We start from the raw sequence: 26,199 nt of genomic DNA on the forward strand, positions 1-26,199 counted from the left end.
CCGCCAGCCGCGAATACACCAACCCCATCGAACACATGCGCGCCCTCAGCATCGACACCCCCCACATCAAACGCGACTGGATCCCCTCCTGACCCCGACACGCCACTCCCCCCACGCCCCCCTACATCAGTCCGAGGAGAGACAGGTCATGAGCACGGAAAGCACCCCCCGACCGGCAGCCCGCGCCACCATCGACCTCATCACCGCCGCCTGGCACACCCAGGCCGTCTACGCGGCGGCCAAACTGGGCCTGCCCGACCTCATAGCGGCCGGGCACACCGGCCCGGCCGAGCTTGCCGAGGCCGCTGGCGCGAACCAGGACGCCGTCCGGCGGCTGCTGCGCCTGCTGCTGCGTCTTGGCGTGGTGGACGGTGACGAGAACGACGGCTTCCGCAACACCGACATCGGCGACCTGCTGCGCGACAGGCCGGGCTCGCTGCGCGATGTGTCCCTGCTCTACGGCGAGGAGTTCTACCAGGCCTGGGGTAACTCGATCGAGACCTTCCGCACGGGCGGGACCGGCTTCGAGAAGGCGTACGGCCGCTCCCTCCTCGGCTATCTGGGCGAGGACCCCGATGCCGCGGAGCGCTTCCAGCGGGCCATGCAGGCCCAGGCGAAGAACTTCTCCTTCGACGCCGTCCCCCAGCACATCGACTTCAGCGCCGACCGGCACATCGTCGACATCGCGGGCGGCAGCGGCCAGTTGCTGGCCACCGTCCTCGGTGCCGCGCCCGAGGCCCGCGGCACCCTGATCGACCTGGAACACAACATCCCCATCGCCCACGCGCACCTGGAACGGACCGTGGGAACCGACCGCGCCGAGCTCGTCGCCGGGGACATGTTCACCACCCCGGTCCCGCAGAAGGCCGACACGTACCTCCTGTCCCGGGTGCTCGGCGACTGGCAGGAGGACGACTGCGTACGCCTCCTGCGGTCCATACGCGAGGCCATGGCCCCGAACTCCCGGCTCCTGGTCATCGAAATGGTCGTCCAGGACGGCAAGGACGGCCTGCTGGCCCCGCTGTGGGACCTCCATCTGATGGTCGTCAACGGCGGTCATCAGCGTTCCATCGGCGAGTACCGCAATCTGACGGCACGCTCCGGTCTGTCCATCGAGCGCTGTGTCCAACTGCCCATGGAAACCTCCGCCTTGGTGCTCACTCCGGCAGGCTGAAGTCCGGCCGCACCGTCCGCGCGCCGGCCCGGTCGCGGATCTGCCTTCCCGTCGTGACCGAGGAGTCTGCATGCCCCGACAGCAGCCGGATCAACCGCGCACAGCAAGCACGTCCGGGGCGCTCGGCCCGGACATCGACCTCCGGGACCCCCTCAGGGATCTCCGGGAACCGGACATCGTGCGGGGTGCGGGCCACGGCGCGCCCTTCATCCACGGCGTGCACACCTCGGTGGCGGCGTTCATCGGGGACGCCCCCGGCCTGCCCGGCAAGCCCGCCTTCGTCCGGCACCCGCTGGAGTTCATCGAGGCGTTCTCGCCGCGCACGGCCGACGGGGAGGCGCCGTCCTTCGTCCACGACGCCGTGCTCGGCCACTTCCGCAACGGCGGTGGCGGGGCGTGGATTCTCGGGACGGGGGACGGCGGGGCGCGCGGCGCCGGGGACGTGGACCGCGTCGCCGCCTATCGGGCCGCTCTCGCCAGGCTGGAACGCCTGCCGGAGATAAGCCTCGTGGTGGCTCCGGATCTGTGGCGGGTGGAGGAGGAGGCCGACGGCATCGCGCAGGCGATCGCCGGGCACTGTGCCCGCGTGGGGCACCGGGTCGCCCTGCTGCACACCCGGCAGGGCCTCGCCCCCGCCGACGTGCACAGCAGGCCGTTCGGGCTGGCGGAGCCGGACGCCCAGTTCGTCGCCGTCCACTATCCGTGGATCACCGTGACCGAGGTCGGCGGGAACGAACGTCTGGTGCCGCCTTCGGGACACGTGTCGGGGATGTGCTGCCGCGCCGACACGGAGCAGGGCGTCCATACGACGCCGGTGGGTTCGCTGGTGGGAGTGGTGAAGCAGGAGCGTGAACTCACCGATGCAGAGCGGGAGTCGGTCACGGGCCTGGGGGTGAACTGCCTGCGGTTCGTGCAGGGGCAGGGCGTCCGGGCGCTGAGCGCGCAGACGCTGTCGACCGAGGCCGACTGGTCGGACCTCGGCGTGCGCCGCCTGGTGAACTACACCCGGGCCTCGCTCGAACAGGGCACCCGCTGGGCGGCCTTCGACACGAACACGGCTCAACTGCGGGCGCTGATGCGTCAGTCCACGACGACGTTCCTGAAGGGGCTGTGGCGTCACGGGGCGCTGCCCGGCGGGTCGGCGGCCGAGGCGTTCGAGGTCGTCTGCGACGACACCAACAACACCGCCGAGGACGTGGCGCGGGGCCGGGTGAACCTCGACGTCGGCCTGGCCGCCGTACGACCGGCCGAGTTCGTCACGTTCCGCGTTCAGCACGACATCGGCAACAGAACCATCTGACAGGGGCGGTCCGGCCGGGCCGTCCAGCCACAACAAGGAGTCACTTTATGGAGATTCACTCATGCTCGCGGGACCACAGGCCGGAGGTGCGTGACGCCACGGAATCACTGCTCTGCGACGCCTGCGTCGGAAAGCTGGCGCGTCAGCTGCGCGCGCTGCCCGGCCTCCATCAGGAGGGCCTGCACCACGTCATGGCCACGTCCCGGCGGCGTAATCCGACCAAGGTGTCAGGGAGCCGCAGGCGGGACCATCTGAACGTCTCCGCGCTCGACACCCGGAGCAACATCGTCGCGATTCTGGAATCGTGGGCGGGCTATGTCGCGGATGAACTCGAGACCACGGTCCCGAGCCGTTCCGTCCCCCACCTGGTCTGCTTCCTCCTGGCCCATCTGGAGTGGCTCACGGCCCAGCCTCCGGCCGAGGATTTCGCGGCCGAGATCCAGGGACTCCACGTCGAGCTGCTCCGTCTCATCGACCCCGACCTGGGCGAGCGCGATCCGCTCACCAGACGGTGTGTGGTGGACAGTTGCCCCGGCACGATCAACGCGTCGCCGCACAGTTCCGGTGCCGCGGCCAAGAACAGCAGCATCCGCTGCTCGTCGGGGCATTCGTGGGAGATACGGGAGTGGCTCGTCCTGCGCCACCTCATGGACCGGCAGCGCAAGGCAGCCGCCTGAGCCCGGACAGCGCCGTCCGGCGCCGGTAGTGGGAACGGCTTCGCGGGACGCTCGGCCTGCTCAGCGGGAGAGAGCAGGGTAGGGCGCGACGGAGCCACTGGTGGAGGTGCTCACCGCACGCGGGGTACTCACGCGTGCGGTGACCGCCTCCACCTGCCGTTTCCGGTGACGGCCGAGGCGGCACCGGTCTGCCGCCCGGTCTGCCGCCTCGTCACCGTCACCGGATCTGCAGGTTGTCGAGGTAGGACTGCACATTGCGGCGCGTCTCGGGAACACTGTCCCCACCGAACTTCTCCGCCACCGCATCCGCAAGCACCAACGCCACCATCGCCTCCGCGACAATCCCCGCCGCCGGAACCGCACACACATCCGAGCGCTGGTGATGCGCCTTGGTCGCCTCACCCGTGACCACATCGATGGTCGCCAACGCCCGCGGCACCGTCGCAATCGGCTTCATCGCCGCCCGCACCCGCAACAGCTCACCCGTGGACAGGCCACCCTCGGTACCACCGGAGCGGCCCGAGGTGCGCCGGATCCCGTCCTCGGTGGTGACGATCTCGTCGTGCGCCTGGGAGCCCGGCACCCGCGCCAGATCGAACCCGTCCCCGACCTCGACCCCCTTGATCGCCTGAATCCCCATCAACGCCGCCGCAAGCCGCGCATCCAGCCGCCGGTCCCAGTGCACATGCGAGCCCAGACCCACCGGCACTCCGTACGCCAGCACCTCGACCACACCGCCCAGCGTGTCGCCGTCCTTGTGCGCCTGATCGATCTCCGCGACCATCGCCTTGGAGGCGTCCGCATCCAGGCAGCGCACCGGGTCGGCATCCAGCTTCTCGACGTCCGCCGGCGTCGGGTAGACCCCGTAGGGGGCCTTGGCCGCCGCCAGCTCGGTGACGTGCGAGACGATCTCGATCCCGGCCGTCTCCTTCAAGAACGACCGCGCCACCGCACCCAGCGCCACCCGCGCCGCGGTCTCCCGCGCCGACGCCCGCTCCAGCACCGGCCGCGCCTCGTCGAACCCGTACTTCTGCATCCCCGCCAGGTCCGCATGCCCAGGCCGCGGCCGCGTCAGCGGAGCATTACGCGCCAGATCAGCAAGCACCTGCGGATCCACCGGATCCGCCGACATCACCTGCTCCCACTTGGGCCACTCCGTATTGCCCACCATCACCGCAACCGGCGAACCCATGCTCAGCCCATGCCGGACCCCGCCCAAAAACGTGACCTCATCACGCTCGAACTTCATCCGCGCCCCACGGCCATACCCCAACCGCCGCCGCGCCAGATGATCCGCCACCATCTCCGTCGTGATCGGCACGCCGGCGGGAAGACCCTCCAACGTCGCGACAAGCGCGGGTCCGTGCGACTCCCCCGCGGTCAGCCAACGCAACCTGCTCAACGGTGCTCCTCTGTCTGCCTGTTCGGTGCTCAACGGAGTGCGTGGCCGGTGAACAGGCGCCGCATCTCGTCGTGGAACTCTGGGAACGTCTTGGCCACGCACTCCGGGTCGTCCAGCGAGATCGTGTCCGGTACGGCGAGGCCGAGGACCGAGAACGACATCGCGATCCGGTGGTCGCGGTGGCATGCGATGCGGGTGGGGCGCGGCACCCCGGGGTGGACGGTGATCCGGTCCGGGCCCTCGGCGATCTCGATGCCGCAGGCCCGCAGGTTCTCCGCCATGGCGGCGACGCGGTCGGACTCCTTGAGCCGTGCGTGCGCGACACCGGTGATGGTGATGGGCTCGTCGGCGAGCGGCGCGATGGCGGCGAGGGTCATGAAGGTGTCCGAGATCTCGCCCATGTCGACGGTGAAGCCGCCCCGCAGCGGGCCGTTGCCCGTCACGGTGGTGGCGGTCGGGCCCACGTGCACGTCGGCGCCCGTGTGCCGGAGGACCTCGACGAAGCGCAGGTCGCCCTGGAGGCTGTCGGTGCCCAGGCCGGGCACGGTGACGGTGCGTCCGGTGACCGCCGCCGCGGCGAAGACGTACGAGGCGGAGGACGCGTCGGGTTCGACCACGATGTCCGTGGCGTCGTACGGCCGCGGTTCGACGCTGAGGGTGCCGTCCGCGCCCTCGTCGACGCGGGCTCCGAAGCGCCGCATCAGCGCCAGGGTCATGTCGATGTAGGGGCGGCTGACCAGGCTTCCGGTCCGGATCCGCAGGCCGCGGCGCATCAGCGGGGCCGCCATCAGGAGGCCGCTGAGGTACTGGCTGCTCAGGGAGGAGTCCACCGTGAGTTCGCCGCCCTCGATGCCCTGGGCGCGGATCAGCAGGGGAAGTCCGTTGCCGGGGCCCGGCTCCAGGTCGGCGCCCAGGGCGCGGAGCGCGTCGAGCAGGGGGCCCTGCGGGCGGGCGCGCAGTTGGGACGAGCCGTCGAAGAGGAAGCTGCCGTGCCCGGTGGCGGCGAACGGGGGCAGGAAGCGGGCCGCGGTTCCGGCGTCCGCGCACCACGGGCGGGCGGAGCCCGCCGGGCCGCGCCCGGTGCCCGTCACTGCCCAGAACGCGTCTCCCGGGCCGGTCTTCACGGGGATGCCGCACGCGTCGAGCGCCTCGCGGAACGCGACCGTGTCCTCGCTCACGAGCGGAGCGCGGACCGTGCTCGTGCCGTCGGCCGCGGCGGCCAGCAGCAGCAGCCGGTTGGTCAGACTCTTGGATCCCGGTATGCGGGCGGCCAGGCCGGTGCCGGGCTCCTTCTCCGTGATCACGCGGGGTGCCTCCTGCGGCGCGGGGACGGTAAGTGCTGGGGTTCAGGCCGGGGAGCTCCCTTGGGGGAAGTGGGCTCCCCGGCCCGGTTGGGGGTGACGGCCGGGTGGGCGGCCGTCAGGGGCGGGGGCCCCTCACCATTCGAGCAGGGCGAGTCCCGCGGCCATGCCGCCTCCGAAGCCCGCCATCAGGATCAGGTCGCCGGGGCTGAAGGCGCCCTCGCGGGCCGCCGCGTCCAGCGTGATCGGGATGGATGCGGCCCCGGTGTTGCCGTACTGCTCCAGCGTCAGGTGCGTGGTGGCGCGCGACAGCGAGAGATCCTCGATCACCGTGTCGAGCATGACGCCGTTGGCCTGGTGCGGCACGAAGTGCGCGATGTCGTCGGGCGCCACTCCCGCCTCGTGCAGGAACTGCTTGGTCAGCTGCGGCAGTTGCTCCACCACGAACCGGCGCACCTCGCGTCCGTCCATCGCGAAGTACTGCAGCCCCGCGTCGAGGACGGCCTGGTCGGGCGGGGTCCTGCTGCCGCCCGCGGGCACCTGGATGAGGTCCGCGAGCTCGCCGAAGGTGTGCAGTGCGACATGCCGTATCCGCGCGCCGGGGCCGCCGGTGCCGGCGCCGAGGACCATCGCCCCTGCCCCGTCGCCGAACAGCACGACCGTCTTGCGGTCGGCCGGGTTCAGGATCCGCGAGTACACGTCCGCGCCGATCACCAGGGCGTGGCCGCCCCGCCGTGCCAGCATGCCCTCGACCACCGAGAGGGCGTACATGCTGCCCGAGCAGACCGCGTTGACGTCGAACGCGGCCGCGCCCAGCGCGCCGAGCTTCTGCTGCACGTACACCGCGGTCGGCGGCTGCGGCCGGTCCGGGGTGGACGTGGCCACCACGATCACCGACAGCTGACCGGCGGTGATGCCCGCCGACTCCAGGGCGGACCGCGCGGCTTCGACGGCGAGGTCCGAGGTGGCCTGTCCCGGCGCGGCCCAGCGACGTTCCCGGATCGCGGTCTTGCGGACGATCCACTCGCCCTCGACGCCCGCCGGAGCCCCGACCTCGTCGTTGGAGACGATGCGGTCCGGCACGTAGTGACCGGTACCGAGAACTGAGATATCGGTAGCGATGTCCGTCATTCGCCTACCGCCGTTCGTATATCCGCTTGTGGCCGCGCAGGGCGGCGAGACGGAACTGCCCGCCGGTCTGCACCGGTGTGGGGTAGTCCCCGCCGTCGGTCGGGAAGGACCGCTCGTGCAGCTCCTTGTAGCCCGCGTAGTCGAGCTCCGTGCGGCGCGCGATGGCCTCCTGGTGCTCGGCGGTGCGCAGCTGGTCGCGGTAGCCGGGGACGACCTGGCCCGCGAAGAACTCCGCGACGCTGCCCGAGCCGTAGCTCAGGAAGCCGATCGAGCGGCCGGTGAGGTCCTCGGCCTGGTCGAGCAGCGCGGCCAGGCCCAGGTACACCGACGCCGTGTAGCTGTTGCCGATGACCCGGTTGTACGCCGTGGTCTGGCCGAGCCCCTGCTCGATGACGTCCTTGTCGGTGTCGTATCCGCAGTAGTTCAGCAGGTGGCGGTGGGCCTTGTAGGCCATCTTGGTGAAGGGCTGGTGGTAGCAGAACGCGGCGAACTCGTCGAGCGAGTGCCCGCCCTGCTCCGTGTAGTCCTTCCAGCAGCCCTCGACGGCCTGGAGGTAGGCGGAGATGGACTCCTGCCCGTCGACCAGCGCGGCGTCCCGGTAGTTGGGCCGCCAGAAGTCCATCACGTCCGCGGTGAACAGTCCGGAGGGGCCGTCGAGCCTGATGAGCGCGGGGTCCGCGCCGACCAGCATCGCGACGGCGGCCGCGCCCTGCGTGGCCTCGCCGGGGCTGTCCAGTTCGTACTTGGACACGTCGCTGGCGATCACGAGGACCTGCTGCGAGGGGTCCCTTGCGACCAGGCCCAGTGCGAACTGGAGGCCCGCGGTCGCCCCGTAACAGGCCTGCTTCAGCTCGACCACCCGCGCCGCGGAGGGCAGCCCGAGCAGCGAATGGACGTACACACCTCCGGACTTGGCCTGGTCGATGGAGGACTCGGTGGCGAAGACGACGGTGCGGATCCGCTCGCTGCCGTGCCGCTCGACGATCGGCGCGGCCGCGGCGGCGGCCAGCGTCACGATGTCCTCGTCGGCCGCCGGAACGCTCATCGACTCCTGGCCGATGCCGATGTGGTACTTGCCGATCTCCGTGCCGTTGTACTCGGCGAGCGCCGTGTGCGGCAGCACGAACTCGGTGGTCGCGAACGACAGATCGTGAATACCTATGCCTGAGTCACTGGACATGCCCTACACACCGACCTTTTCCTGGTTGCCGCGCTCCAACTGGACATGTGCACGCATCAGTTCGCCGGGGTTCGTCTGTGCCGCGAGGAGCGAGAGCTCTCCGCACAGGACCGTCGCCGCACCGATCACCGCGAGGCGGCGGGCGTTCTCGCCGGGCTCGCGGTCGACCCGGCAGCCGAGCCGGGCGAGGTTGGTCTCGACGAACTCGAGGCCCTTGCCGTTGCCCACCGTGCCGACGATCAGGTTCGGCAGGGTGCAGGCGAAGTAGAGGTCGCCGTCGCGGTCCTCGGCCATGGTGACGCCCTGCGAGCCCTCGACGATGTTGGCCGCGTCCTGGCCGGTCGCGAGGTAGAAGCCGAGCAGCATGTTGGCGTAGTGGGCGTTCGCCGAGCGGATGCCGCCCGCGAGCAGGGTGCCGAGCATGTTCTTGCGGATGTTCAGCTGGACGACCTTCGCGGCCGTCGTGTGCAGGACGTCGGTGACGATGTCCCGCGGGATCAGCAGCTCCGTGACCACGTTCTTGCCGCGGCCGAGGATGCCGTTGATCGCGGTGGCCTTCTTGTCCGTGCAGTAGTTGCCCGAGATCGACCCGTAGGAAATCCCCGGGATGGTCTCGAGCAGGTGCTTCAGGAGCGCGTCGGACGCGAGCGTCGCCATGTTGTGGCCGGAGGCGTCGCCGGTGGTGAACTCGAACCGGATGAAGAGCAGGTTGGCGTTGATCTCGTGCCGGATGTTGATCAGCTGGGCGAACCTGCTGCAGCCGCGCACCACTTCGCGCAGCTCGTCGATCCGTGCGTCGATGGCCCGTGCGGCGACGTAGGCGGTCTGTGCGTCCGTCGCCTCCACGAGCACCGAGCGGGTCATGCGCTCGTCGACGAGGGTGGCGACGATGCCTTCCTCGACCAGCCTGGAGACCTTGGCGCCGCGGCCCACGGAGGGCCACAGCGGCGTCTCGTAGGTGGCGAGCGGGACCTGGGTCTCGGTGGTGGCGACGTTCCCGGAGATGCGCAGGGGGCCCACCCACCGCATCGGGACGCCGGCTATTGCGTGTGTCTCGGTCATCGGGTGCTTCCCGTCAGCTGGTGGGCGGCCTCGACGGAACGGGAGCGCTGCGCGAACGTCCCGGTCTCGATGCCTCGGTCGGCGCAGAAGTCACGGAGTTCACCGTGGATCAGCAGGTCGCAGCGCGTCAGGTCGGCGGGGGTGCGCGCGCCGAGCATGGTCTGCAGGGCGGCGAGCTGGTCGAGCCACGTCGAGATCTGCGCGATCAGCGCGGAGACGCCCTCGTCCTTCAGGGTCCGGAGGAATCCGCCGGAGGCTCCGACGCCGGACGCGCCGAGCGCCAGCGCGCGGGCCACGTCCAGCGCGTTGCGTACCCCGCCGGAGGCGAGGACCGGGATGCCGACGTCCTGCGCGTCCAGGAGGCAGGCCGCGGTGGACTGTCCCCAGCCGTGCATGAACGCGTACTCGCCGAGCTCGCGCCGCCCGTTCTCGATCCGGGCGAAGTCCGTGCCGCCGCGGCCGCCGAGGTCCGCGACCTGGACGCCGAGGCTCTCGATGAGCAGGACGGTCTCACGGCTGAGGCCGTTGCCGACCTCCTTGACGATCACGGGGACCTCGACGGCCGCCGCGATCTTCTCGATCTGCGGGACCCAGGCGGAGAACGACCGGTCGCCCTCGGGCATCGGTGTTTCCTGCGCGGTGTTGATGTGGATCTGCAGGGCGTTGGCCTGCACCAGGTCGATGGCGCGCTGCACCTTGTCGACCGAGGCCGTCGCGTTGACGTTGGCCAGCACGAACCCGTCCGGGTTCTCCTTGCGCAGCACGCTGAACGTGTCGGCGCACGACGGGTCCTTGAAGTACGCGCTCATGGAGCCGGAGGCGACGGCCACGCCGGTCTCGCGGGCGGCGATGGCCAGGTCGCGGTTGATGATGCCGGTGCTGACGCTGCCGCCGGTCATCGCGTTGATGTAGAGGGGCACCGGCCAGGAGATCTTGGCGAAGTTCGTGGCCAGGGACACGTCCGGCCGGTCGATACCGGCCAGGGCGTGGTGGACGAACGACACCTCGTCGAACTGGTTGTGTCCGCTGTGCTGACGCGCGTGCTCGACAGCGAGCCGGACGTGGTCGTCCTTGCGTTGAGAGATCATTCTGCGTTCCCTTCCATGGCGGGACGGATCGGCAAGGGCCGCACGCCCGCCGTGGTCCACCGTTTCCGTACTTGAGCGATGTCCAGTGCCGCTTCGGCGTCGAGCAGTGCGATGCCGCAGTCGCCGCCGCCCGCCCCTGAGGGCTTGGCCGCGCCGCCGACTGCTTCGGCGGCCTCGCACAGCGCGGTCAGCCGCTGCGTGAAGATTCCGAGACCCACCTCTTCGTCGAGGCGGGCCAGTTCCTGCCGGGCGCGCCGGATCTGCCGCAGCAGGCCCTCGCGGTCGCCGCCCTCCAGTGCGTCGACCGAGGCACGCACGAAGTCGTTGCTCGTCTCCACGAACCTCCGGTGGGAGGCGCTGCCCCGCCAGGTCCGCCGGTCGAGACCGGAGACCAGGGACGAGGTGGAGGCGGGCGTTCCGGTCCAGCCGACCTCCAGCGAGAGGCCCTCGGGACCGGGCAGTGCGCGTACTTCGTGGCCCGGCCAGGGCACGCGCAGGGCCTCCTCGACGCCCGTTCTCCGGGTCAGGTCGAGGACGGCGGCCCGGTCGGGTGCCCGATAGGTGATCCAGCCGCCCCAGGTGCCTGCGGCGAGGTCGCCGCCGGACGCCTTGGGTTCGAGGCCCGCCGTGGCGAGCATCGCGAGGCGGTAGCGGGCATCAGGCGTCAGGTCGAGGCCGCAGTGGGCCGCCATGGCGGCGACGGTCGCCACGACGACCGCGCCGCTCGACCCGAACCCGAACTTGGTTCCGTTGTCGTGCAGTTCGCTGCTGACCGATACATCCAGCGCGGGCGCGGGAAGGTCCCGTTCGGCGAGCAGGCGGCCGACGATCTCGATGGCCGCCGCCACATGGGCGAAGCTCTCCCGGAGCAGCTCCTCGTCCTGCGGTCCCGATCCGCCGAGCCGCCCGTCCCGCCATCGGCAGTGCGCCGTGCGCGCGGCGAGGTCGGAGGAGAGTACGACGCCGGGTTCGCCGGGGTCGGACACGGTGACGGTGACATACCGGTCGACGGCGATCAGGATCGCCGGGTTGCCCGGCTCCACCACCGCGTACTCACCGGCGACGTACAGCTTGCCCGGCGCGCGCCGGACGACCGTCGGCCGACCGGTCACCGCCCGTCCCCGGACAGCAGCCGGGCGCCCGGTCCCGGGCGGGCGATGTGGATGGCGCCGCCCTGCGCGGCGCTGCGCACGACACCCGCCACCCGGTCGGCGTCCGCGTTGCGGCAGAGCACCTTCACGTTGGGCCCGGCGTCCATGGTCGCGTAGGCGGGCACGCCGTCGCGCCTGAGCTGCAGCACGCTGTCGAGCACGGTGAGCGAGGCGGGCGACATGTAGCGCACCGCGGGGCGGGCCGCCAGCATCGTGGCGTGCATGCCGAGCGCGTTGCGTTCCGCGATCTCGCCGACCGCTTCGAGGTCGCCCCGGCCGAGGGCCTTGCGCATGTCGACCAGGTCGTCCTTGCTGGATTCGGCCCACGGCTCGAAGAGCGGCGAGGTGTCGACGGTGCGGCGCATGGCCGCCCTGCTGGACACGTCCTTGGGTCCGGCGTTGACGACGGCGACGACGAGTGCGGGGTCGAGCGGCCCGGCGGGCACCGGCTCGGCGTACGAGCTGAGGTCCGCCTCCTCCTCCGTGCCGGTGTGGCGTCCCGCGTGCCAGACCACGAAGTCCCCGAAGAGGGACCGGGAGGCGGAGCCGGAGCCGCGGCGGGCCAGGCGGGAGAGTGCGGTGACGTCCAGGTCGAGGCCGTAGGCGGCGGCCGCGGCGACGGCCAGGGCGGCGAATCCGCTGGCGGAGGAGGCGAGTCCGGCCCCGGTGGGGACGGTGTTCTCGGTCTCGACGACGGCGCGGTCGGCGCTTCCGGCGCGCTCGCGCACCAGGTCGAGGAAGGTGACGATGCGCCGCTCGGCCTCACCCTGCGCGGGAGCGCCGCCGAGCGTCACGTCGTCGTGATCCGCTCCGGGGGCCAGGCGCACGCGGGTGGTGGTCGGGAAGATGTCCAGGGTCATCGAGAGGCTGTCGGTGCGCGGCAGGATGAGCCGCTCGTCGCGCTTGCCCCAGTACTTGATCAGTGCGATGTTCGGGTGCGCCACGGCGGTCGCGTTGCCCGCCGTGTCCGCCGGGGCCGTGCGCACCGCCGTGGCCTGTTGTTCAGCGACCATGTCCGGCAAACCCCCTCAGCGGTACGACCCATGTCTGTTCGGCGCCGGCTTCGTGCAGCTGCCGGGTCACCGCGCTCGCCCGCTCGGGCTGGGTCAGCGCGAGCACGCAGCCGCCCATGCCACCGCCGGTGATCTTGGCGCCGAGGCTGCCCGCGGAGAGCGCCCCTTCGACCAGTGCGTCGATCCGGTCGGTGCTCAACCCGGCCGCCCGCAGCAGCTCGTGATACTCCGTCATGCGCGTGCCGAGCTCCTCGGGCTTTCCGTCCGCGAGCGCGTGGCGGGCCTCGTCGGTGAGGTCCGTCGCGCGGCGTACGAAGTGTTCCTGCGCTCCGGCGTGCCGCTCGAAGCCGTCGCGGAGCATGCTGACCGCGTCCTTGGTCCTGCCCACCTCGCCGCTGTCGGCGATGATGAACAACTCCTCGCAGCCGACGGGCAGTTCCTCGGAGCGGCCCTGCTGGAACAGCAGGGGTCCGGGCGCGCCCACGGCGGTGGCGTCGACGCCGCTGGCGCGGCCGTGGGCCACGTTCTCGGCGGTCTGCACCAGGTCGAAGGCGGTCTGCGGGGTGACCTCGCGGTCGAAGAGGTCGGCCAGCGCGAAGACCACGGCGCGCGCGCAGGCGGCGCTGGAGCCGAGGCCGCGGCCGGGCGGGATGGCGCAGTCCAGTATGACGTCGAGGTGCACGTCGTCGGCCACGTGCATGGTCGTCCGGAACTCGGCACTGAGTCGCCGGAGCCAGTCGGAGGCCTGCGTCGCCACCGGTCGGGAGGCAGATCCGGTCATTGTCAGAGACACATCGCCGGCGTCACCCGGCGACTGGGCGGACCATCCGGCGCTCGCCGTGACCGCCAGCTGGGGCACCGGGAGCGCAAGGGCGGGAGCGCCGTAAACGACCGCGTGCTCCCCCAGCAAAATGGCCTTCGCGTGGGCGCGGCCGATTCCGACGGAGCGAGCGCGACGGATTTCTGACACCCCTTCCGCTGAGCTCGGTGACGTCAACGCACTCAGCTCCCTTTCTCTTTTCTGCATGGAGATCGCATCATCCAGAGTTCTAGGAATGAATGAGGCTGGCCGGACGCCGTCAGAACCCCGGCCGTTCCAGAGAAAAGGGCTTGCGGAGAGGGGTGGAATTTCCCTCTCCGCAAGCCCTTGTACTACCGGCCCTGACGGGCGAGGTGTCGTCAGGACTCGGAACGCAGCAGGTTCTCGACGCGCTTCTGCCACTGGTAGTACGACGCGATCTTGTGGTACTCGCCCTTGGGCGTCGACGCGATGCCGTAGATGTAGTTGCGGCCCGACGTGTCGTACGGAGCTTCCTTGATGAGGCGCTCGAAGGTCGGGGCGAACGTGATCGGGAGGCCCAGCGGCTCCGGCGTCATGACGGAGTAGGTGAACCTGTTGATCTCCGGGGAGTCCCAGCTCAGCGTCACGTAGATGACGAACGAGCGCTCGCAGAACCGCAGGAGCTCCTCGCTCGGCTCGGAGAGACCGAGCTCGCCGAGGATCGCCCTGACGCCCTTCTCCTCGAAGACCTCGGCCGGGACGCGGTCGCCCACGCCGCCGCCGAAGTACAGGTTCATCGTGCGCTTCGAGTAGTCGATGCCCACGGTGCTGACCATGTCGGCCAGGCCCCACTTCTCGAAGAAGTCGCGGTTGGCGGCGACAGCGGCCGGGATCGACGGCAGCTTGACGAGGTCGGAGACCTTCACGAGGTTCTCGGCGCTCGGGAACGACCAGGTCTTCGTGAAGCCCCCCGCGACTCCGAAGTCGACGCCGCAGCTGGTGATGGGGAGGTTCTCGTGAACCTCCTTCAGGAGGCTGCCGACGGCGTGGTCCGTCTTCGGCGTGAGGTTGTGCTCCAGGGCGCGGGCGTACGGGTCGAAGTCCTTCGGGAGCATCGTGAAGCGGGCGTCGAGGTCGTCGGCGCTGCTGCCGGTCGACGCGCGGAACGAGATGACGGACTGCCCGACCACGTCCTTGTAGGCATTGAGGATGGGCCAGACCTTGTCACGCGATGCGGTGACGTCCACCAGCTGAGCCGTCTTGTCGACGATTGAGTACAGCTCTTCCAAATCGGTGAACTCTGACATTTTTCCTCCACTTATCGATCTTGGCGTCTCTTTGAACGCGAGCACATCATCGGCAGCACACCAGAAGCTGATTTCGGCAAGCAGTTCGGCTTAGGATCGTCAATCCCCTTCGCCCCGGCTCAAGTCAGACTCAGGGCAGACTCAGGGCATGCCTCAAGGCAAACAACAGGAGCAACATGAGAGGCATGCATGAAATGCGAAGGGGTATCGGTACTGCACCGAGCAGAGACTCGGTCTCGCCTGTACCTACCGGCGACTACGGCGCTCAACCCACGGCCTCACGGCGGTTTTTGGGCAGAGTCGGCGTGCAGAAATAGTGACACGGGTGGCGCCTTCGAGCCAAGTGGCACCCGAAGTGACCCGGGTCACATCGAATGAAGTCGCCCCAAGGTCACGGACGTTGTAAAGGGCGAGGACCGCACACCGCGGTCCTCGCCCCCGAACTCCTGCCGTCCGGCAGGAACAGCGCAGCTCACACGTACTGACAGATCCCCCGCCGCAGGAACGACCCGTGCCCCGAACGCCCCGCGTACACACGGTTGTTGACCACCGGGACACCGCGGGACAGCACCGTCTCCACGCGCCCCGTCACCCGCTTTCCTTCGTAGGCCGAGTAGTCCACGTTCATGTGGTGCGTCTGCGCCGACATGATCTGCTCGGCGTGCGGGTCGTAGATGACGATGTCGGCGTCGGCCCCCGGGGCGATCGTGCCCTTCCTCGGATACAGGCCGAACATCCGGGCCGGTGTCGCGCAGGCGACCTCGATCCAGCGGCGACGGCTGATGTGCCCGTCGACGACGGCCTGGTGGAGCAGGTCCATGCGGTTCTCGACGCCCGGCATGCCGTTCGGGATCTTCGAGAAGTCCTCGCGGCCCATCTCCTTCTGCCCCTTGAAGCAGAACGGGCAGTGGTCCGTGGAGACCACCTGGAGGTCGTTCGTGCGCAGCCCGCGCCACAGCACCGCCTGGTGCTCCTTCGGGCGCAGCGGGGTCGAGCAGACGTACTTCGCGCCCTCGAAGTCCGGCTCCGCCAGGTTGTCGGTCGACAGGAAGAGGTACTGCGGACACGTCTCGCCGAAGACCGGGAGGCCGTCGTCCCGCGCCCGGGTCAGTTCGGCGACGGCCTCCTGCGCCGACACGTGCACCACGTACAGCGGGGCGCCCGCCACCTGGCTGAGCCGGATCACCCGGTGCGTCGCCTCCGCCTCAAGGAGCGCCTTGCGGACCTCGCCGTGGTAGCGCGGATCCCGCTCGCCGCGCGCAAGCGCCTGCTCCACCAGGACGTCGATGGCGAGGCCGTTCTCCGCGTGCGCCATCACGAGGCCGCCGTTGGAACCCGCGCGCTGCATCGCCCGCAGGATCTGCCCGTCGTCGGAGAAGAAGACGCCGGGATAGGCGGTGAACAGCTTGAACGAGGTGATCCCGGACGCGACGAGCGTGTCCATCTCCTTGAGCGAGGACTCGTTCACATCGGACATGATCATGTGGAATCCGTAGTCGACCGCGCACTTCCCGGCCGCCTTCTCGTGCCACGTGTCGAGCCCCTGCGCGAGCGTGCCGCCCTTGGGCTGGATCGCGAAGTCGATGATGGTGGTCGTGCCGCCCCAGGCCGCGGCGCGGGTGCCGGTCTCGAAGGTGTCCGCGGCGAGGGTGCCGCCGAAGGGCATCTCCATGTGCGTGTGCGCGTCGACGCCGCCCGGGATCACGTACTTCCCGGACGCGTCGATCACGTGGTCGGCCGTCCAGCCGTGGCTGTCGCGGGTGGCCAGCGCCGCGACGCGGCCGCCCTCCACCAGTACGTCGACGGGCAGTTCGTCGGAGGCCGTGATGACCAGGCCGCCGGTGATCAGAGTGCGGTTGCTCATGTGGTGCGCTCCCTTTCCTGCGATCCTGCGCGGGCCGTGCGTACGGGGAGGAGTCTGCAGACCGACCCTAGGCGCTCTGCAGGGCCCGTCCGAGGATCGCGGCGCCCTCCTCGGCCTCCGCGACGGTCAGCGAGAGCGGTGGGGCCACGCGCAGCACGCTGGTGTCGTGCCCGCCGCCCTTGCCGATGAGCAGTCCGCCCTCGCGGGCCGCTTCGAGCACGGCCGCGGCCGCCTGTGGGTTCGGCCTGCCCGTGCCGGGCTCGACCAGCTCGATGCCGATCATCAGGCCGCGGCCGCGCACCTCGCGTACGACGGGCAGTTGGGCGCAGAGCGCGCGCAGCCGCTCGATGAGGAGCCCGCCGACGCGCCGCGCGTTGCCCTGGAGGTCGTGCTCCAGGAGGTACGTGAGGTTGGCGAGGCCTGCCGCCATGGTGACCGGGGAGCCGCCGAAGGTCGAGATGGAGTTGGCGTCGAGGGAGTTCATGACCTCGGCGCGGGCCACGACGCCGCCGATCGCCATGCCGTTGCCGATGCCCTTGGCGAAGGTCAGGATGTCCGGCGAGCCGTTCTCCGCGTGGGCCTGCCAGCCCCAGAAGTGTTCGCCGGTGCGGCCCCAGCCGGTCTGCACCTCGTCGGCGATCCACAGGATGCCGTGCTCGTCCAGGACCTCCTTGAAGGCGGCGTACAGACCGTCGGGCGGCGAGGTGAAGCCGCCGACGCCCTGGATCGGCTCGGCGATCAGCGCGGCCACTCCCCCGCGGCCCTGCCCGAGCATGTCCCGCAGGTCGGCGACGCAGGCCGCGGTGAACTCGGCGTCGCTCAGCTCCGCGTACGGTCCGCGGCTGCGGCCGCCCCCGTGGACGTACAGCGTCTGGAGCGGCGAGAGGCTGGTCGGCGACCACGACTGGTTGCCGGTGATGCCGACGGTCGTGAAGGACCGGCCGTGGTAGCTGTTGCGCATCGCCAGGATCTGGTTGGAGCGGCGGTGGGCGGTGGCGAGCAGCAGGGCCGCGTCGTTGGCCTCGGTGCCCGATGTGGTGAAGAAGACGCGGGCGTCGGGGATGCCGGACAGCGCCGCGATCCGCTCGGCGAGTTCGACCATCGGGCGGTTGAGGTAGAGCGTCGAGGAGTGGATGATCCGGCCCGCCTGCTCGCTCACCGCCTTGGTGACCTCGGGCAGGGCGTGGGCCGTCATGGTGGTGAGGATGCCGCCGAAGAAGTCGAGGTACTTCCTGCCGTCGGCGCCCCAGACGTGGCGGCCCTCCCCGTGGGTGAGCTCCATGGGCCGCTCGTAGTAGAGCGCGAGCCAGTCGGGCAGCACGGCCCGGTGGCGGTCGTACAGATCGGTCACGGCTGCACCAGTCCTTCGTAGGCGTCGGGACGGCGGTCGCGGTAGAACGCCCACTGCTGGCGTACTTCCTCGATGAGGCCGAAGTCGAGGTCCCTGACGATGAGTTCTTCGGCCTTGTCGCTCGCGGGCTCGCCGACGAACTGGCCGCGCGGGTCGACGAAGTACGAGGTTCCGTAGAAGTCGTTGTCGCCGTACTCCTCCTGGCCGACGCGGTTGATCGCGGCGATGAAGTACTCGTTGGCGACGGCGGCCGCGGGCTGTTCGAGCTGCCAGAGGTAGGCGGAGAGGCCGCGCGAGGTGGCGGAGGGGTTGTAGACGAGCTGGGCGCCGTTCAGGCCCAACTGCCGCCAGCCCTCGGGGAAGTGGCGGTCGTAGCAGATGTAGACGCCGACCTTGCCGACCGCGGTGTCGAAGACGGGCCAGCCCAGGTTCCCCGGCTTGAAGTAGTACTTCTCCCAGAAGCCCTTGACCTGGGGGATGTGGTGCTTGCGGTACTTGCCGAGGTAGCTGCCGTCGGCGTCGATGACGGCGGCGGTGTTGAAGTAGAAGCCGGACTGCTCGACCTCGAAGACGGGGACGACGATCACCATGCCGGTCTCGCGCGCGAGTTCCTGCATGCGGGTGACGGTGGGCCCGTCCGGCACGGGCTCGGCCCAGCGGTAGTGCTCGGTCTCCTGGACCTGGCAGAAGTAGGGGGCGTTGAAGACTTCCTGGAAACCGATCACCTTCGCGCCCTGTCGGGCCGCCTCGCGGGCGTGTTCCTCATGCTTGGCGATCATGGATTCGGTGTCGCCTGTCCAGGTCGCCTGGACCAGTGCGGCGCGTACGACGTTGGCCATGAGCTGCTCCTTCGTATGCCCTTGAGAGGACGTCAGAGAGCCTCTACGCACGTAGATCTGCTGCGTGGATTAGGAGAACGTAAGCCTCCTCCGAGGGGCGGAGCAAGACCATCGTCGTCAACCGGCGGAGTCGATCATGTTTCGCACCCGAGCGGGCGAGAAACGGGCGCAAAGCGGCAGCGGCCGGGCCGTGGAGCCGGTGCGGGGCGGTCCGGATCAGGCGCTGAATCCGGCGACGCGCAGGGCGTGCACCAGATCCCAGTGGTGTTCCTCGGAGACTCCGCGTGCCGTCTCCAGGAGCAAGGGTATGAGCCGACGAGGGTCGGTGTGTGCGCAGCGGGCCACGTCCTCGGGGGTGCGGACGCGGAGATAGGAGTCGAGGAGGGCGCGGGCCTCGCGCTCCCGGCCCGCGTCGATCAGCGCGATGATCGCCTCGGCGATCTCCGGCGCGGGGCGCGCGACCCCTTGGCGCAGCAGCTTCCTGCAGTCGTCGGCGCGGCCGGACCCGGCCAGCGAGTCCGCAAGCGCGACGAGCCGGTCCGGCGGCAGCGACGCGGCCTCCCACAGCAGGGTCGCCCAGTCCGCGGCGAGACCCGCGCGGTGCAGCTCGGCGGCGAACCCCGGCAGCCGGTCCGCGGGCCAGCCCGCGGCCTCCACTAGCACCCCGTGCGCCTCGCCGCTGCGGCCCTCGCCGCGCAGCCGGACGAGCTCCCGCACGGCGTCGGACGTGGTGTGGGCCGCGGGCTCGTCGGCGGGGTCCTGGGGAGCTTCCGGTACGGGGCCAGGGGCGGCCTCGTAGCCTCCCCCGCCGAACGCGCCGACCCCGCCGAAAGTATCGCCGTCGAACCCGTCGAACCCGCCGTGCAGGGCCTCCGCGGCGGGCGCGGCGTCCTGTCGGGGTACGCGCAGCTCGTCGTCCAGCGCCGGAAACGGGGCGGGGGCCGGATCCGGGGCGGCGGAGTCACCCGGAAACACCCCGAAGCCGTCGCCCGAAGCCGCCGTGCCGAGGTCGACCCACGACGGGCGGTCCGCCTCGACGAGGCGGTCCATCCGCTCCTGGATCTCGACGCAGCGGGCCGTCGCGCGGTCGTGGTCGTCGCGCACCCAGGCGAGATCGAGATTGATGCGGTCCACGTCCTCGGCGTCGACCGCCGCGGTCAGCTGGCGCGTGAGGTCGGCCTGCCGCTCCAGGGCGATCCGCTGCTCCGTGAGCATCATGTCGAGCCGGTCGCTGAGGAGCCCATGGCCACCGGGTCTGGCATCGTACGCGGCGATCGAGGCCCGGTGCAGCGCGCGTGCCGTGTCCGTCTCGCGCTCGGCCGCCGGGATGCCGCGGTCCGCCGCGAGGTCGTGGAGCAGCGCCTGCACGACGTCCCAGGGCGGCACCTCGGCGCCGTCCAGGCAGGCCCGCATGCCGTCCGGATCCCGCTGCCAGAACACGCCGCACCAGCCTGCCGACTGGTCGAGCCGACCCAGCAGATCCCTCAAGTATCTCGCGAACTCCCTGACCTGATCCGGGAGTTGTCCCACTGCCATCTGACCAGCACCGTCCCGTGAAGCCTGGAGTCTTCCGGTCGGGAAGATAACACCAGACGTGTTACGGGACGACTACATGCAGTTTTCGGCGGGCATTACGGGCCGATACGGACTGCTCGGACGACTCCGCACACGACCGGTTCGGACCGCCGTCTAGACCACGGCCAGCTCGCACCGGACCACCAGCTCGTCCAGCGAGAGCCCCAGCGCGGACGCCAGCGCCGCCACCGTGAACAGCGCGGGCGTCGGCGCGCGCCCCGTCTCGATCTTGCGCAGCGTCTCCGCGGAAAGGCCCGCCTCCGCGGCGACGGAGACCATGCTCCGCTCCGCGCGGGCCTCGCGGAGGAGCGCCCCGAGACGCTCGCCGCGCTCACGCTCTTCTGGGGTCAAAGGAGTCCGCACCATGCACCCATCCTAGCCGACCCCGATTTGAATACCGGCATTGAAATACCGGTATAGTAATTGGCATGGTGGAACTCAAGACAGCACAATCGATCGACGCGATGCGTGAAGCAGGCCGCATCGTGGCGCAAGCCCTCACCGCCGCCCGCGAGGCCGCGGCCGTCGGCGTGTCCCTGCTCGACCTGGACCAGGTGGCGCACGACGTCCTCCGCGAGGCGGGCGCCTCCTCCCCCTTCCTCGGCTACCGCCCGCACTTCGCCCCCACCCCCTTCCCCGCCGTCCTGTGCGCCTCGGTCAACGAAGCGATCGTCCACGGCATCCCGAACGCCTACCGCCTGCGCGACGGCGACCTCGTCTCCCTCGACTGCGGCGCCCAGCTCGCGGGCTGGGCCGGCGACTCGGCGATCAGCTTCATCGTCGGCACCCCGCGCCCCGAGGACGAGCGCCTGATCAGGACGGCGGAGAGCGCGCTGGAGGCGGGCATCGCGGCGGCGGTCGTCGGCAACCGCATCGGCGACATCGCCCACGCCATCGGCACCGTCTGCCGCAAGGCGGGGTACGGCATCCCGGAGGACTTCGGCGGCCACGGCATCGGCCGCCAGATGCACGAGGACCCCGGCGTCCCGAACGAGGGCCGCCCCGGCCGCGGCATGCCCCTGCGCGTCGGCATGGCCCTCGCCATCGAGCCGATGGTGATCGCGGGCGGCGGCGACGGCTACCACCCCGCCCCGGACGGCTGGACGCTGCGCACGAACGACGGCAGCCGCGCGGCGCACGCCGAGCACTCCGTCGCGATCACCGAGGACGGTCCCAGGATCCTCACGGCACTGTGACCCCGCAGGGACACTCCCCGGCGTAGATCATCCGTACGATTCTCCGGTGACACGAGAGATCATTGACTACGGACAGTTCGCAGAGCGGCTGCGGGTGCAGCAACAGGGCGGCCCCCGCTGGGAGTTGCTCCACGCGGTGCAGCAGGAGTGGGGTTACGAGGACCCGGGCGGCGAGCCAGGACACTCCCGGTGGGGCGGCGAGAACCGCACCGACGGCATCGACTGGACGCTGCCCGTCCCGCAGGCCCTGAACGAGTGGTGGGACTCCCCGCTCAACTCCTTCGCCTTCAAGCCGCGCCTGTACTGGGTCCACACGCAGTGGCCGCCGACGATCTCGGACCTCGAACTGTCCCCGGACAGCACTCTCGTGGGTCCTGGGGACGACCGCCGCGTCTGCGTCTTCATGTCGGAGTACCACTACAGCCACGCATGGGGCTATCTCGCCGCCGAGGCCGAACTGCCCGACCCGCGCGTCGTCGTGAGCATCGGCGGCGAGTGGGTCGTGCAGAGCAGGTCGCTCTCGGAGTTCCTGACGCAGCTGGCCTTCGAGCGGCTGCCCGCGCACTACGGCTGGACGCTGCGGGTGCCCAGGACGGTCGTCGACGCCGACCCGGAGATCGTCCGGCGCCTGACGGCCTCGTACCGTGAACTCGGCCTGCTGCCCTGGCAGGAGATGGGGACCGACGCGCTGTCGTACGGCGCCCCCGACGCGGTCGTGCGGCACGGGCGCGGGCCGGGCGCCGACTTCGCGATCGTCATCAACGCCCGTACGCGCGAGGCGCTCGTCGCGGTCGCCGAGACCCTCGGCGTCGACTGGTCCGGCGACAAGGCGATCAGCCCGCCCTCCGAGGTGCCCGCACCCCTGGAGGACCTCGGTCCTGTCACCCTGGCGGCAGGCGAAGCCGATCCCCGGGGACGCTGGACCGTCCTGATGCGCGGCCACGTCGCAGCGCCCTCGGTACCCGGCGCCGCCGCCGCGCTCGTCCCCGCGCCGGGCGCCCTGCGGTCGGTCGCCTCCAACCGGAGCGGCACGACCCTCGTGGCGGGTGACGTGGACGGCTCCGTGCACGTCCTGGAGACCGACGACGAGTCCCCCGAGACGATCACCCTGACGCTGCACCGCGCCCCGGTCACCGCACTCGCCTGCCTCGAACTGGGCAACGGCAAGCGCCTAGTGCTGAGCGGCGACGAGCACGGCGTGATCCGCTACTGGAACACCCGCCGCAAGCCGATGCGCATCCCCTTCGACCGCCGCGCCACGCCCGTCCGCTCCCTCGCCGTCGCCCAGCTGGCGACCGGCCCGGCGCTCGCCGCCGCGTGGGCCGACGGCCTGGTCCGCATCTGGGACCTGGAATCCGACGCCGTGGCCGGTCTGCGCCTGGGCACCGGCATCAGGTTCCTGGGACTCGACGCGGACGGCACCCTGCGCGTCACCGACGGGGAGGGCACCTCCACGCTCGCCCTGGACACGACGAAGCTGTGGCCGCACCGCGACCTCCAGCTGCGCCTGGACGGCGTCGACTGGGGGTCCCTGTGGACCGCCCGCGGGCCCGGCCACATGGTCCCGGAGCTGATCGGCAAGGTCTCGTCTGACGACAAGAAGACGGCCATGGACGCGGTCCACGACCTCTACCGGCTCCTGGTCTCCAAGGAGGCCTCATCGACGGCCGCGGTCCCCGCGATCCCGTTCCTGGTCGACCTGATGACGGACCCGGACAACAAGTCCCGCAGCACGCTGCTGCTGCTCATCGCGGACCTCGCCGACGTGCGCCAGGCCCGCGGCGGCCGGGGCGACGCCCAGCTGGCCGCCGTCCGCGAGGCGCTGCCCGCCCTGCGGCATCTGCACGACGACCCGGAGTCGCCGATCCGCTGGGCCGCGAACGAGCTGGAGCAGAACTGCGCGGCGTCGCCCGCCTCATAGTTCCGACTTCACTGCCGGGGGCCGCAGCTAAGCAGGGTGCGGCCCCCGGCCCGTCCTCACTTCTCGGGGCTCACCACCATGGCCGAGCCGCCGCCCCGGCGGACCTTCTCCGCCGCCGCGAGCCACTTGCCACCCGGCAGCCGCTGCACGCCCGTCGCCGCGCCGATCTCCGGGTTCTGCTTGAAGGAGTGCCCGATCGACTCCAGCGACCCCTTCAACGGGCTGTTCCAGAGCTCCGGTTCGAGCTCCGTCTGCGCGGCGTTGCGCTGGCTCGCGCGCGGCGCCGCGATCGCGTCGACCAGCGGAAGGCCGCGGTCGACGAAGCCCGTCAGGGTCTGCAGGACGGTCGTGATGATGGTCGCGCCGCCCGGCGAGCCGAGGGCCACCACCGGCTTGCCGTGCTTCAGCACGATCGTCGGGGCGATCGAGGAGCGCGGCCGCTTGCCGGGCCCCGGCAGGTTCGGGTCGTGCACCGCCGGATCGGCGGGGGCGAAGGAGAAGTCGGTGAGTTCGTTGTTGAGCAGGAAGCCGCGGCCCGGGACGGTGATGCCGCTGCCGCCCGTCGACTCGATGGTGAGGGTGTACGCCACGACGTTGCCCCACTTGTCGGCGGCCGTGAGGTGCGTGGTGTTCTCACCCTCGTACGTCGTCGGGGCCGCCTCGTCGCCCTTGCCGCACTTCTCGGGGTGGCGCGGGTCGCCGGGTGCGAGGGGGCTCTTGAGCACGGCCGTGTCCTTGATCAGACACTCCCGCGAGTCGGCGAACCGCTGGGAGAGGAGTTCCTTCGTCGGTACGTCCTCGAAGGCGGGGTCGCCCACCCAGCGCCCGCGGTCGGCGAACGCGATGCGGCTGGCCTCGATGTAGCGGTGCAGGTACTTCGCCTTCGACGCCTTGGAGAGATCGGTGCGCTCAAGGATGTTGAGCGCCTCGCCGACGGTCGTGCCGCCGGAGGAGGAGGGCGCCATGGAGTACACGTCGAGCCCGCGGTAGGAGGCCTTGGTGGGGGCCTGGCGCTTGACCGCGTACGCCCTGAGGTCCTTGAGGGAGAGGTCGCCGGGCCGCACCTTCCGGTCCGCCGCCGGGTCGACCGGCGGCTTGTTCACCGTCCGCACGAACTCCTCGGCGAGGTCTCCCCGGTACAGCTCCCCGATGCCCTTGCGGCCCAGCTCCTGGTAGGTGCGCGCCAGGTCCGGGTTCTTGAACGTCGAGCCGACCTCCGGCAGCTTGCCGCCGGGCAGGAACAGCTTCGCGCTGGCGGGGAAGTCCTTGAACCGCTTCTCGTTCGACTCGGTCTGCGAGCGGAAGGTCGGGTCGACCGTGAATCCGTCGCGCGCGAGGCGCTCGGCGGGCTTCAGCAGGCTGCGCAGGCTCTTGCTGCCCCAGGTGTCCAGCGCCGACTGCCAGGTGGCGGGCGTGCCGGGGGTGCCGACGCCGAGGCCGCTGGTGACCGCGTCGGCGAAGGGGATGGGCTTGCCGTTCTCCAGGAAGAGCCCGGAGTCGGCGGTGCGCGGGGCCGTCTCGCGGCCGTCGATGGTGCTGACCTTGTGGGTCTTCGCGTTGTAGTGCACGAAGTAGCCGCCACCGCCGACACCGGCCGAGTACGGCTCGGTGACGCCGAGTGCGGCGGCGGTGGCGACGGCCGCGTCCACCGCGTTGCCGCCCTTCTTGAGGACCTCGATACCGGCCGCCGAGGCGTCCGGGTCGACGCTGGCGACGGCGCCGCCGTGGCCGACGGCGACCGGCACCTTGTCGGGAGCCTTGCCCGCCGGGTGTGCGGACGCCGGTTCCGCTGAGCGCGTAGGCGAAGGGGGCGCGGCCGCACCGACCGACACCAATACCCCTCCGACCGCCAATAGCGTCAGATTCCGTACGACAGCGCGACGCATTCGTACCTCCTGTCAACAACCGTCTGCGCAGCGTAACTTCGAGTCGCCCGCCGCGTCAGGACCTCTTCGAACACGGGTCCGGCGGCCCGCTAGCATGCGCCCCCATGACTGAAGACGTGCGCAACCTCGTCCTCGGCCTGATCGCGGTCGGCATCAGTGCCGTCCTTGGCTGGCTCGCCCGCAGCTACGTGTGGAAGCGCAGGCTCCGCCGCAAGCAGGCCTTCTTCGGGCTGCCCGACAACTCCGAGTCGCTGCTGGTGGTGAACCGCGACGCGGGCGGCCCCGAGCTGACCGTGGTGCGCCAGGACGTGTTCGCCCTCATCGAGCTGGCCGCGGTGATCAAGGAGTGCGGGGCGCACGCCCAGGTCGTCGCGCACGACGCGGCCCAGCAGGGCTTCGGCGAGCGCACCGAGTTCTGCGTGGGCAGCCCGGTCGCCAATCGCCGCATGGCCGCGCACATGCACTCCCTGCTGCCCGGCGTCCGGGTGAACACGGAACCGGAGCCGATACCCGACCGCGGCGCCTTCCAGATCGGCAGCGAGCGCTACCGCCTGGAGGCCGGTCTCACGGAGTACGTGCTCCTCGCCCGCCTCACCGCCGACCAGGGCCAGGAGGCGAGACCCGTCTTCCTCTTCTGCGGCCAGCGCGCGGTCACCAGCCAGGCGGCCACCCGCTATCTCGCCCGCCACCACGAGAAGCTCGCCCGCAAGCACGGCAACAACTCCTTCGTGCTGCTCCTGAAGGTCGTCAATTCGCAGGCGTACGGACCCGACGTCGTCGAGCTCGTCGCGGATGTGACGCGCGCCGCCCAGACCCCGATCCCCACCCCGTCGGCCCGGAACTCCCATCGCGCCAAGTGACACCGCACTCACCGTGCGCCGACACCTTCAGGGCCCTTCTGTGATCTAGCAGGCAATTTCCGCACATCGGGCAACCTGAAGGCGCCTTCAGGACTCTCTCCGTGCAGTTCCACATTCGCACGGAGGTACGTTCCTTGACC

The 26,199-nt window shown here is 70.6% G+C and carries 23 protein-coding genes; 7 read left to right on the forward strand and 16 right to left on the reverse strand.

The window, feature by feature from the left end; all coding sequences use genetic code 11:
• The 4 genes from ABZV77_RS00005 to ABZV77_RS00020 all read left to right on the forward strand — a co-directional run.
• Positions 1 to 92: PhzA/PhzB family protein (locus ABZV77_RS00005; protein ID WP_356250083.1), on the forward strand; the 92-nt coding region annotated here is incomplete at its 5' end.
• A 56-nt stretch (positions 93 to 148) separates the two neighbouring features.
• Entirely contained in the window at positions 149 to 1,174 is a 1,026-nt protein-coding gene (locus tag ABZV77_RS00010) for a methyltransferase (RefSeq protein ID WP_356248589.1), read from the forward strand.
• Positions 1,175 to 1,244: 70 nt separating this feature from the next.
• A complete protein-coding gene (locus ABZV77_RS00015; protein WP_356248591.1) occupies positions 1,245 to 2,474 on the forward strand; it encodes a phage tail sheath C-terminal domain-containing protein in 1,230 nt (409 codons plus the stop codon).
• 47 nt (positions 2,475 to 2,521) lie between these two features.
• Positions 2,522 to 3,151 carry a hypothetical protein gene (locus ABZV77_RS00020; protein ID WP_356248593.1) on the forward strand — a complete coding sequence of 210 codons (630 nt, stop codon included), beginning with the start codon at positions 2,522 to 2,524 and terminating at the stop codon, positions 3,149 to 3,151.
• A gap of 217 nt (positions 3,152 to 3,368) precedes the next feature.
• Here ABZV77_RS00020 and aroC read toward each other — a convergent pair whose 3' ends face one another.
• The 15 genes from aroC to ABZV77_RS00095 form a co-directional block, all read right to left on the reverse strand.
• Complete coding sequence (aroC, locus tag ABZV77_RS00025; protein WP_356248595.1) at positions 3,369 to 4,553, reverse strand: chorismate synthase; 1,185 nt, start codon at positions 4,551 to 4,553, stop codon at positions 3,369 to 3,371.
• Positions 4,554 to 4,582: 29 nt separating this feature from the next.
• Positions 4,583 to 5,857, reverse strand: a complete 1,275-nt coding sequence (aroA, locus tag ABZV77_RS00030) for a 3-phosphoshikimate 1-carboxyvinyltransferase (protein WP_356248597.1) — start codon at positions 5,855 to 5,857, stop codon at positions 4,583 to 4,585.
• A gap of 132 nt (positions 5,858 to 5,989) precedes the next feature.
• Complete coding sequence (locus ABZV77_RS00035; RefSeq protein ID WP_356248599.1) at positions 5,990 to 6,985, reverse strand: ketoacyl-ACP synthase III; 996 nt, start codon at positions 6,983 to 6,985, stop codon at positions 5,990 to 5,992.
• A 4-nt stretch (positions 6,986 to 6,989) separates the two neighbouring features.
• Positions 6,990 to 8,165, reverse strand: a complete 1,176-nt coding sequence (locus ABZV77_RS00040) for a hydroxymethylglutaryl-CoA synthase (RefSeq protein ID WP_356248601.1) — start codon at positions 8,163 to 8,165, stop codon at positions 6,990 to 6,992.
• 3 nt (positions 8,166 to 8,168) lie between these two features.
• Positions 8,169 to 9,227 (reverse strand): hydroxymethylglutaryl-CoA reductase, encoded by a 1,059-nt coding sequence (locus ABZV77_RS00045; RefSeq protein WP_356248603.1) that lies wholly within the window; start codon positions 9,225 to 9,227, stop codon positions 8,169 to 8,171.
• Positions 9,224 to 10,315, reverse strand: a complete 1,092-nt coding sequence (fni, locus tag ABZV77_RS00050; protein WP_356248605.1) for a type 2 isopentenyl-diphosphate Delta-isomerase — start codon at positions 10,313 to 10,315, stop codon at positions 9,224 to 9,226. The genes ABZV77_RS00045 and fni overlap by 4 nt, the downstream gene beginning before the upstream one ends.
• A complete protein-coding gene (locus ABZV77_RS00055) occupies positions 10,312 to 11,427 on the reverse strand; it encodes a phosphomevalonate kinase (RefSeq protein ID WP_356248607.1) in 1,116 nt (371 codons plus the stop codon). The genes fni and ABZV77_RS00055 overlap by 4 nt, the downstream gene beginning before the upstream one ends.
• Entirely contained in the window at positions 11,424 to 12,479 is a 1,056-nt protein-coding gene (mvaD, locus tag ABZV77_RS00060; protein ID WP_356248609.1) for a diphosphomevalonate decarboxylase, read from the reverse strand. The genes ABZV77_RS00055 and mvaD overlap by 4 nt, the downstream gene beginning before the upstream one ends.
• A complete protein-coding gene (gene mvk, locus ABZV77_RS00065; protein ID WP_356248611.1) occupies positions 12,469 to 13,506 on the reverse strand; it encodes a mevalonate kinase in 1,038 nt (345 codons plus the stop codon). Before mvk ends, mvaD begins: the two co-directional genes overlap by 11 nt.
• 152 nt (positions 13,507 to 13,658) lie before the next feature.
• Complete coding sequence (locus tag ABZV77_RS00070) at positions 13,659 to 14,567, reverse strand: aromatic prenyltransferase (RefSeq protein WP_356248613.1); 909 nt, start codon at positions 14,565 to 14,567, stop codon at positions 13,659 to 13,661.
• Positions 14,568 to 15,039: 472 nt separating this feature from the next.
• A complete protein-coding gene (gene hydA / locus ABZV77_RS00075) occupies positions 15,040 to 16,431 on the reverse strand; it encodes a dihydropyrimidinase (protein ID WP_356248615.1) in 1,392 nt (463 codons plus the stop codon).
• 67 nt (positions 16,432 to 16,498) lie between these two features.
• Positions 16,499 to 17,782 carry an aspartate aminotransferase family protein gene (locus ABZV77_RS00080; RefSeq protein WP_356248617.1) on the reverse strand — a complete coding sequence of 428 codons (1,284 nt, stop codon included), beginning with the start codon at positions 17,780 to 17,782 and terminating at the stop codon, positions 16,499 to 16,501.
• Complete coding sequence (locus ABZV77_RS00085) at positions 17,779 to 18,621, reverse strand: nitrilase-related carbon-nitrogen hydrolase (RefSeq protein ID WP_356248619.1); 843 nt, start codon at positions 18,619 to 18,621, stop codon at positions 17,779 to 17,781. The genes ABZV77_RS00080 and ABZV77_RS00085 overlap by 4 nt, the downstream gene beginning before the upstream one ends.
• A gap of 216 nt (positions 18,622 to 18,837) precedes the next feature.
• Entirely contained in the window at positions 18,838 to 20,157 is a 1,320-nt protein-coding gene (locus ABZV77_RS00090; protein WP_356248621.1) for a hypothetical protein, read from the reverse strand.
• A 153-nt stretch (positions 20,158 to 20,310) separates the two neighbouring features.
• On the reverse strand, positions 20,311 to 20,562 hold the full coding sequence (locus tag ABZV77_RS00095; RefSeq protein ID WP_356248623.1) for a helix-turn-helix transcriptional regulator: 252 nt from the start codon (positions 20,560 to 20,562) through the stop codon (positions 20,311 to 20,313).
• 62 nt (positions 20,563 to 20,624) lie between these two features.
• Here ABZV77_RS00095 and map point away from each other — a divergent pair, with 62 nt between their 5' ends.
• Together map and ABZV77_RS00105 are read left to right on the forward strand one after the other, a co-directional pair.
• Positions 20,625 to 21,392 (forward strand): type I methionyl aminopeptidase, encoded by a 768-nt coding sequence (gene map / locus ABZV77_RS00100; protein WP_356248625.1) that lies wholly within the window; start codon positions 20,625 to 20,627, stop codon positions 21,390 to 21,392.
• Between the two features lie 46 nt (positions 21,393 to 21,438).
• Positions 21,439 to 23,313, forward strand: coding sequence for a hypothetical protein (locus ABZV77_RS00105; RefSeq protein ID WP_356248627.1), 1,875 nt, complete (start codon positions 21,439 to 21,441; stop codon positions 23,311 to 23,313).
• Positions 23,314 to 23,369: 56 nt separating this feature from the next.
• Here ABZV77_RS00105 and ggt read toward each other — a convergent pair whose 3' ends face one another.
• Positions 23,370 to 25,199 carry a gamma-glutamyltransferase gene (gene ggt, locus ABZV77_RS00110; protein ID WP_356248629.1) on the reverse strand — a complete coding sequence of 610 codons (1,830 nt, stop codon included), beginning with the start codon at positions 25,197 to 25,199 and terminating at the stop codon, positions 23,370 to 23,372.
• A 104-nt stretch (positions 25,200 to 25,303) separates the two neighbouring features.
• Here ggt and ABZV77_RS00115 point away from each other — a divergent pair, with 104 nt between their 5' ends.
• Positions 25,304 to 26,059 carry a hypothetical protein gene (locus ABZV77_RS00115; protein WP_356248631.1) on the forward strand — a complete coding sequence of 252 codons (756 nt, stop codon included), beginning with the start codon at positions 25,304 to 25,306 and terminating at the stop codon, positions 26,057 to 26,059.
• Positions 26,060 to 26,199: the final 140 nt, after the last annotated feature.

This window comes from Streptomyces sp. NPDC004732, assembly GCF_040609235.1.
Lineage (GTDB): Bacteria > Actinomycetota > Actinomycetes > Streptomycetales > Streptomycetaceae > Streptomyces.

Coding starts and splice junctions, on each gene's coding strand:
- ABZV77_RS00010 (WP_356248589.1), top strand. CDS start 149: ATGAGCACGGAAAGCACCCCCCGACCGGCAGCCCGCGCCACCATCGAC.
- ABZV77_RS00015 (WP_356248591.1), top strand. CDS start 1,245: ATGCCCCGACAGCAGCCGGATCAACCGCGCACAGCAAGCACGTCCGGG.
- ABZV77_RS00020 (WP_356248593.1), top strand. CDS start 2,522: ATGGAGATTCACTCATGCTCGCGGGACCACAGGCCGGAGGTGCGTGAC.
- ABZV77_RS00035 (WP_356248599.1), bottom strand. CDS start 6,985: ATGACGGACATCGCTACCGATATCTCAGTTCTCGGTACCGGTCACTAC.
- ABZV77_RS00040 (WP_356248601.1), bottom strand. CDS start 8,165: ATGTCCAGTGACTCAGGCATAGGTATTCACGATCTGTCGTTCGCGACC.
- ABZV77_RS00045 (WP_356248603.1), bottom strand. CDS start 9,227: ATGACCGAGACACACGCAATAGCCGGCGTCCCGATGCGGTGGGTGGGC.
- fni (WP_356248605.1), bottom strand. CDS start 10,315: ATGATCTCTCAACGCAAGGACGACCACGTCCGGCTCGCTGTCGAGCAC.
- mvaD (WP_356248609.1), bottom strand. CDS start 12,479: ATGGTCGCTGAACAACAGGCCACGGCGGTGCGCACGGCCCCGGCGGAC.
- mvk (WP_356248611.1), bottom strand. CDS start 13,506: ATGCAGAAAAGAGAAAGGGAGCTGAGTGCGTTGACGTCACCGAGCTCA.
- ABZV77_RS00070 (WP_356248613.1), bottom strand. CDS start 14,567: ATGTCAGAGTTCACCGATTTGGAAGAGCTGTACTCAATCGTCGACAAG.
- hydA (WP_356248615.1), bottom strand. CDS start 16,431: ATGAGCAACCGCACTCTGATCACCGGCGGCCTGGTCATCACGGCCTCC.
- ABZV77_RS00085 (WP_356248619.1), bottom strand. CDS start 18,621: ATGGCCAACGTCGTACGCGCCGCACTGGTCCAGGCGACCTGGACAGGC.
- ABZV77_RS00090 (WP_356248621.1), bottom strand. CDS start 20,157: ATGGCAGTGGGACAACTCCCGGATCAGGTCAGGGAGTTCGCGAGATAC.
- ABZV77_RS00095 (WP_356248623.1), bottom strand. CDS start 20,562: ATGGTGCGGACTCCTTTGACCCCAGAAGAGCGTGAGCGCGGCGAGCGT.
- map (WP_356248625.1), top strand. CDS start 20,625: ATGGTGGAACTCAAGACAGCACAATCGATCGACGCGATGCGTGAAGCA.
- ggt (WP_356248629.1), bottom strand. CDS start 25,199: ATGCGTCGCGCTGTCGTACGGAATCTGACGCTATTGGCGGTCGGAGGG.
- ABZV77_RS00115 (WP_356248631.1), top strand. CDS start 25,304: ATGACTGAAGACGTGCGCAACCTCGTCCTCGGCCTGATCGCGGTCGGC.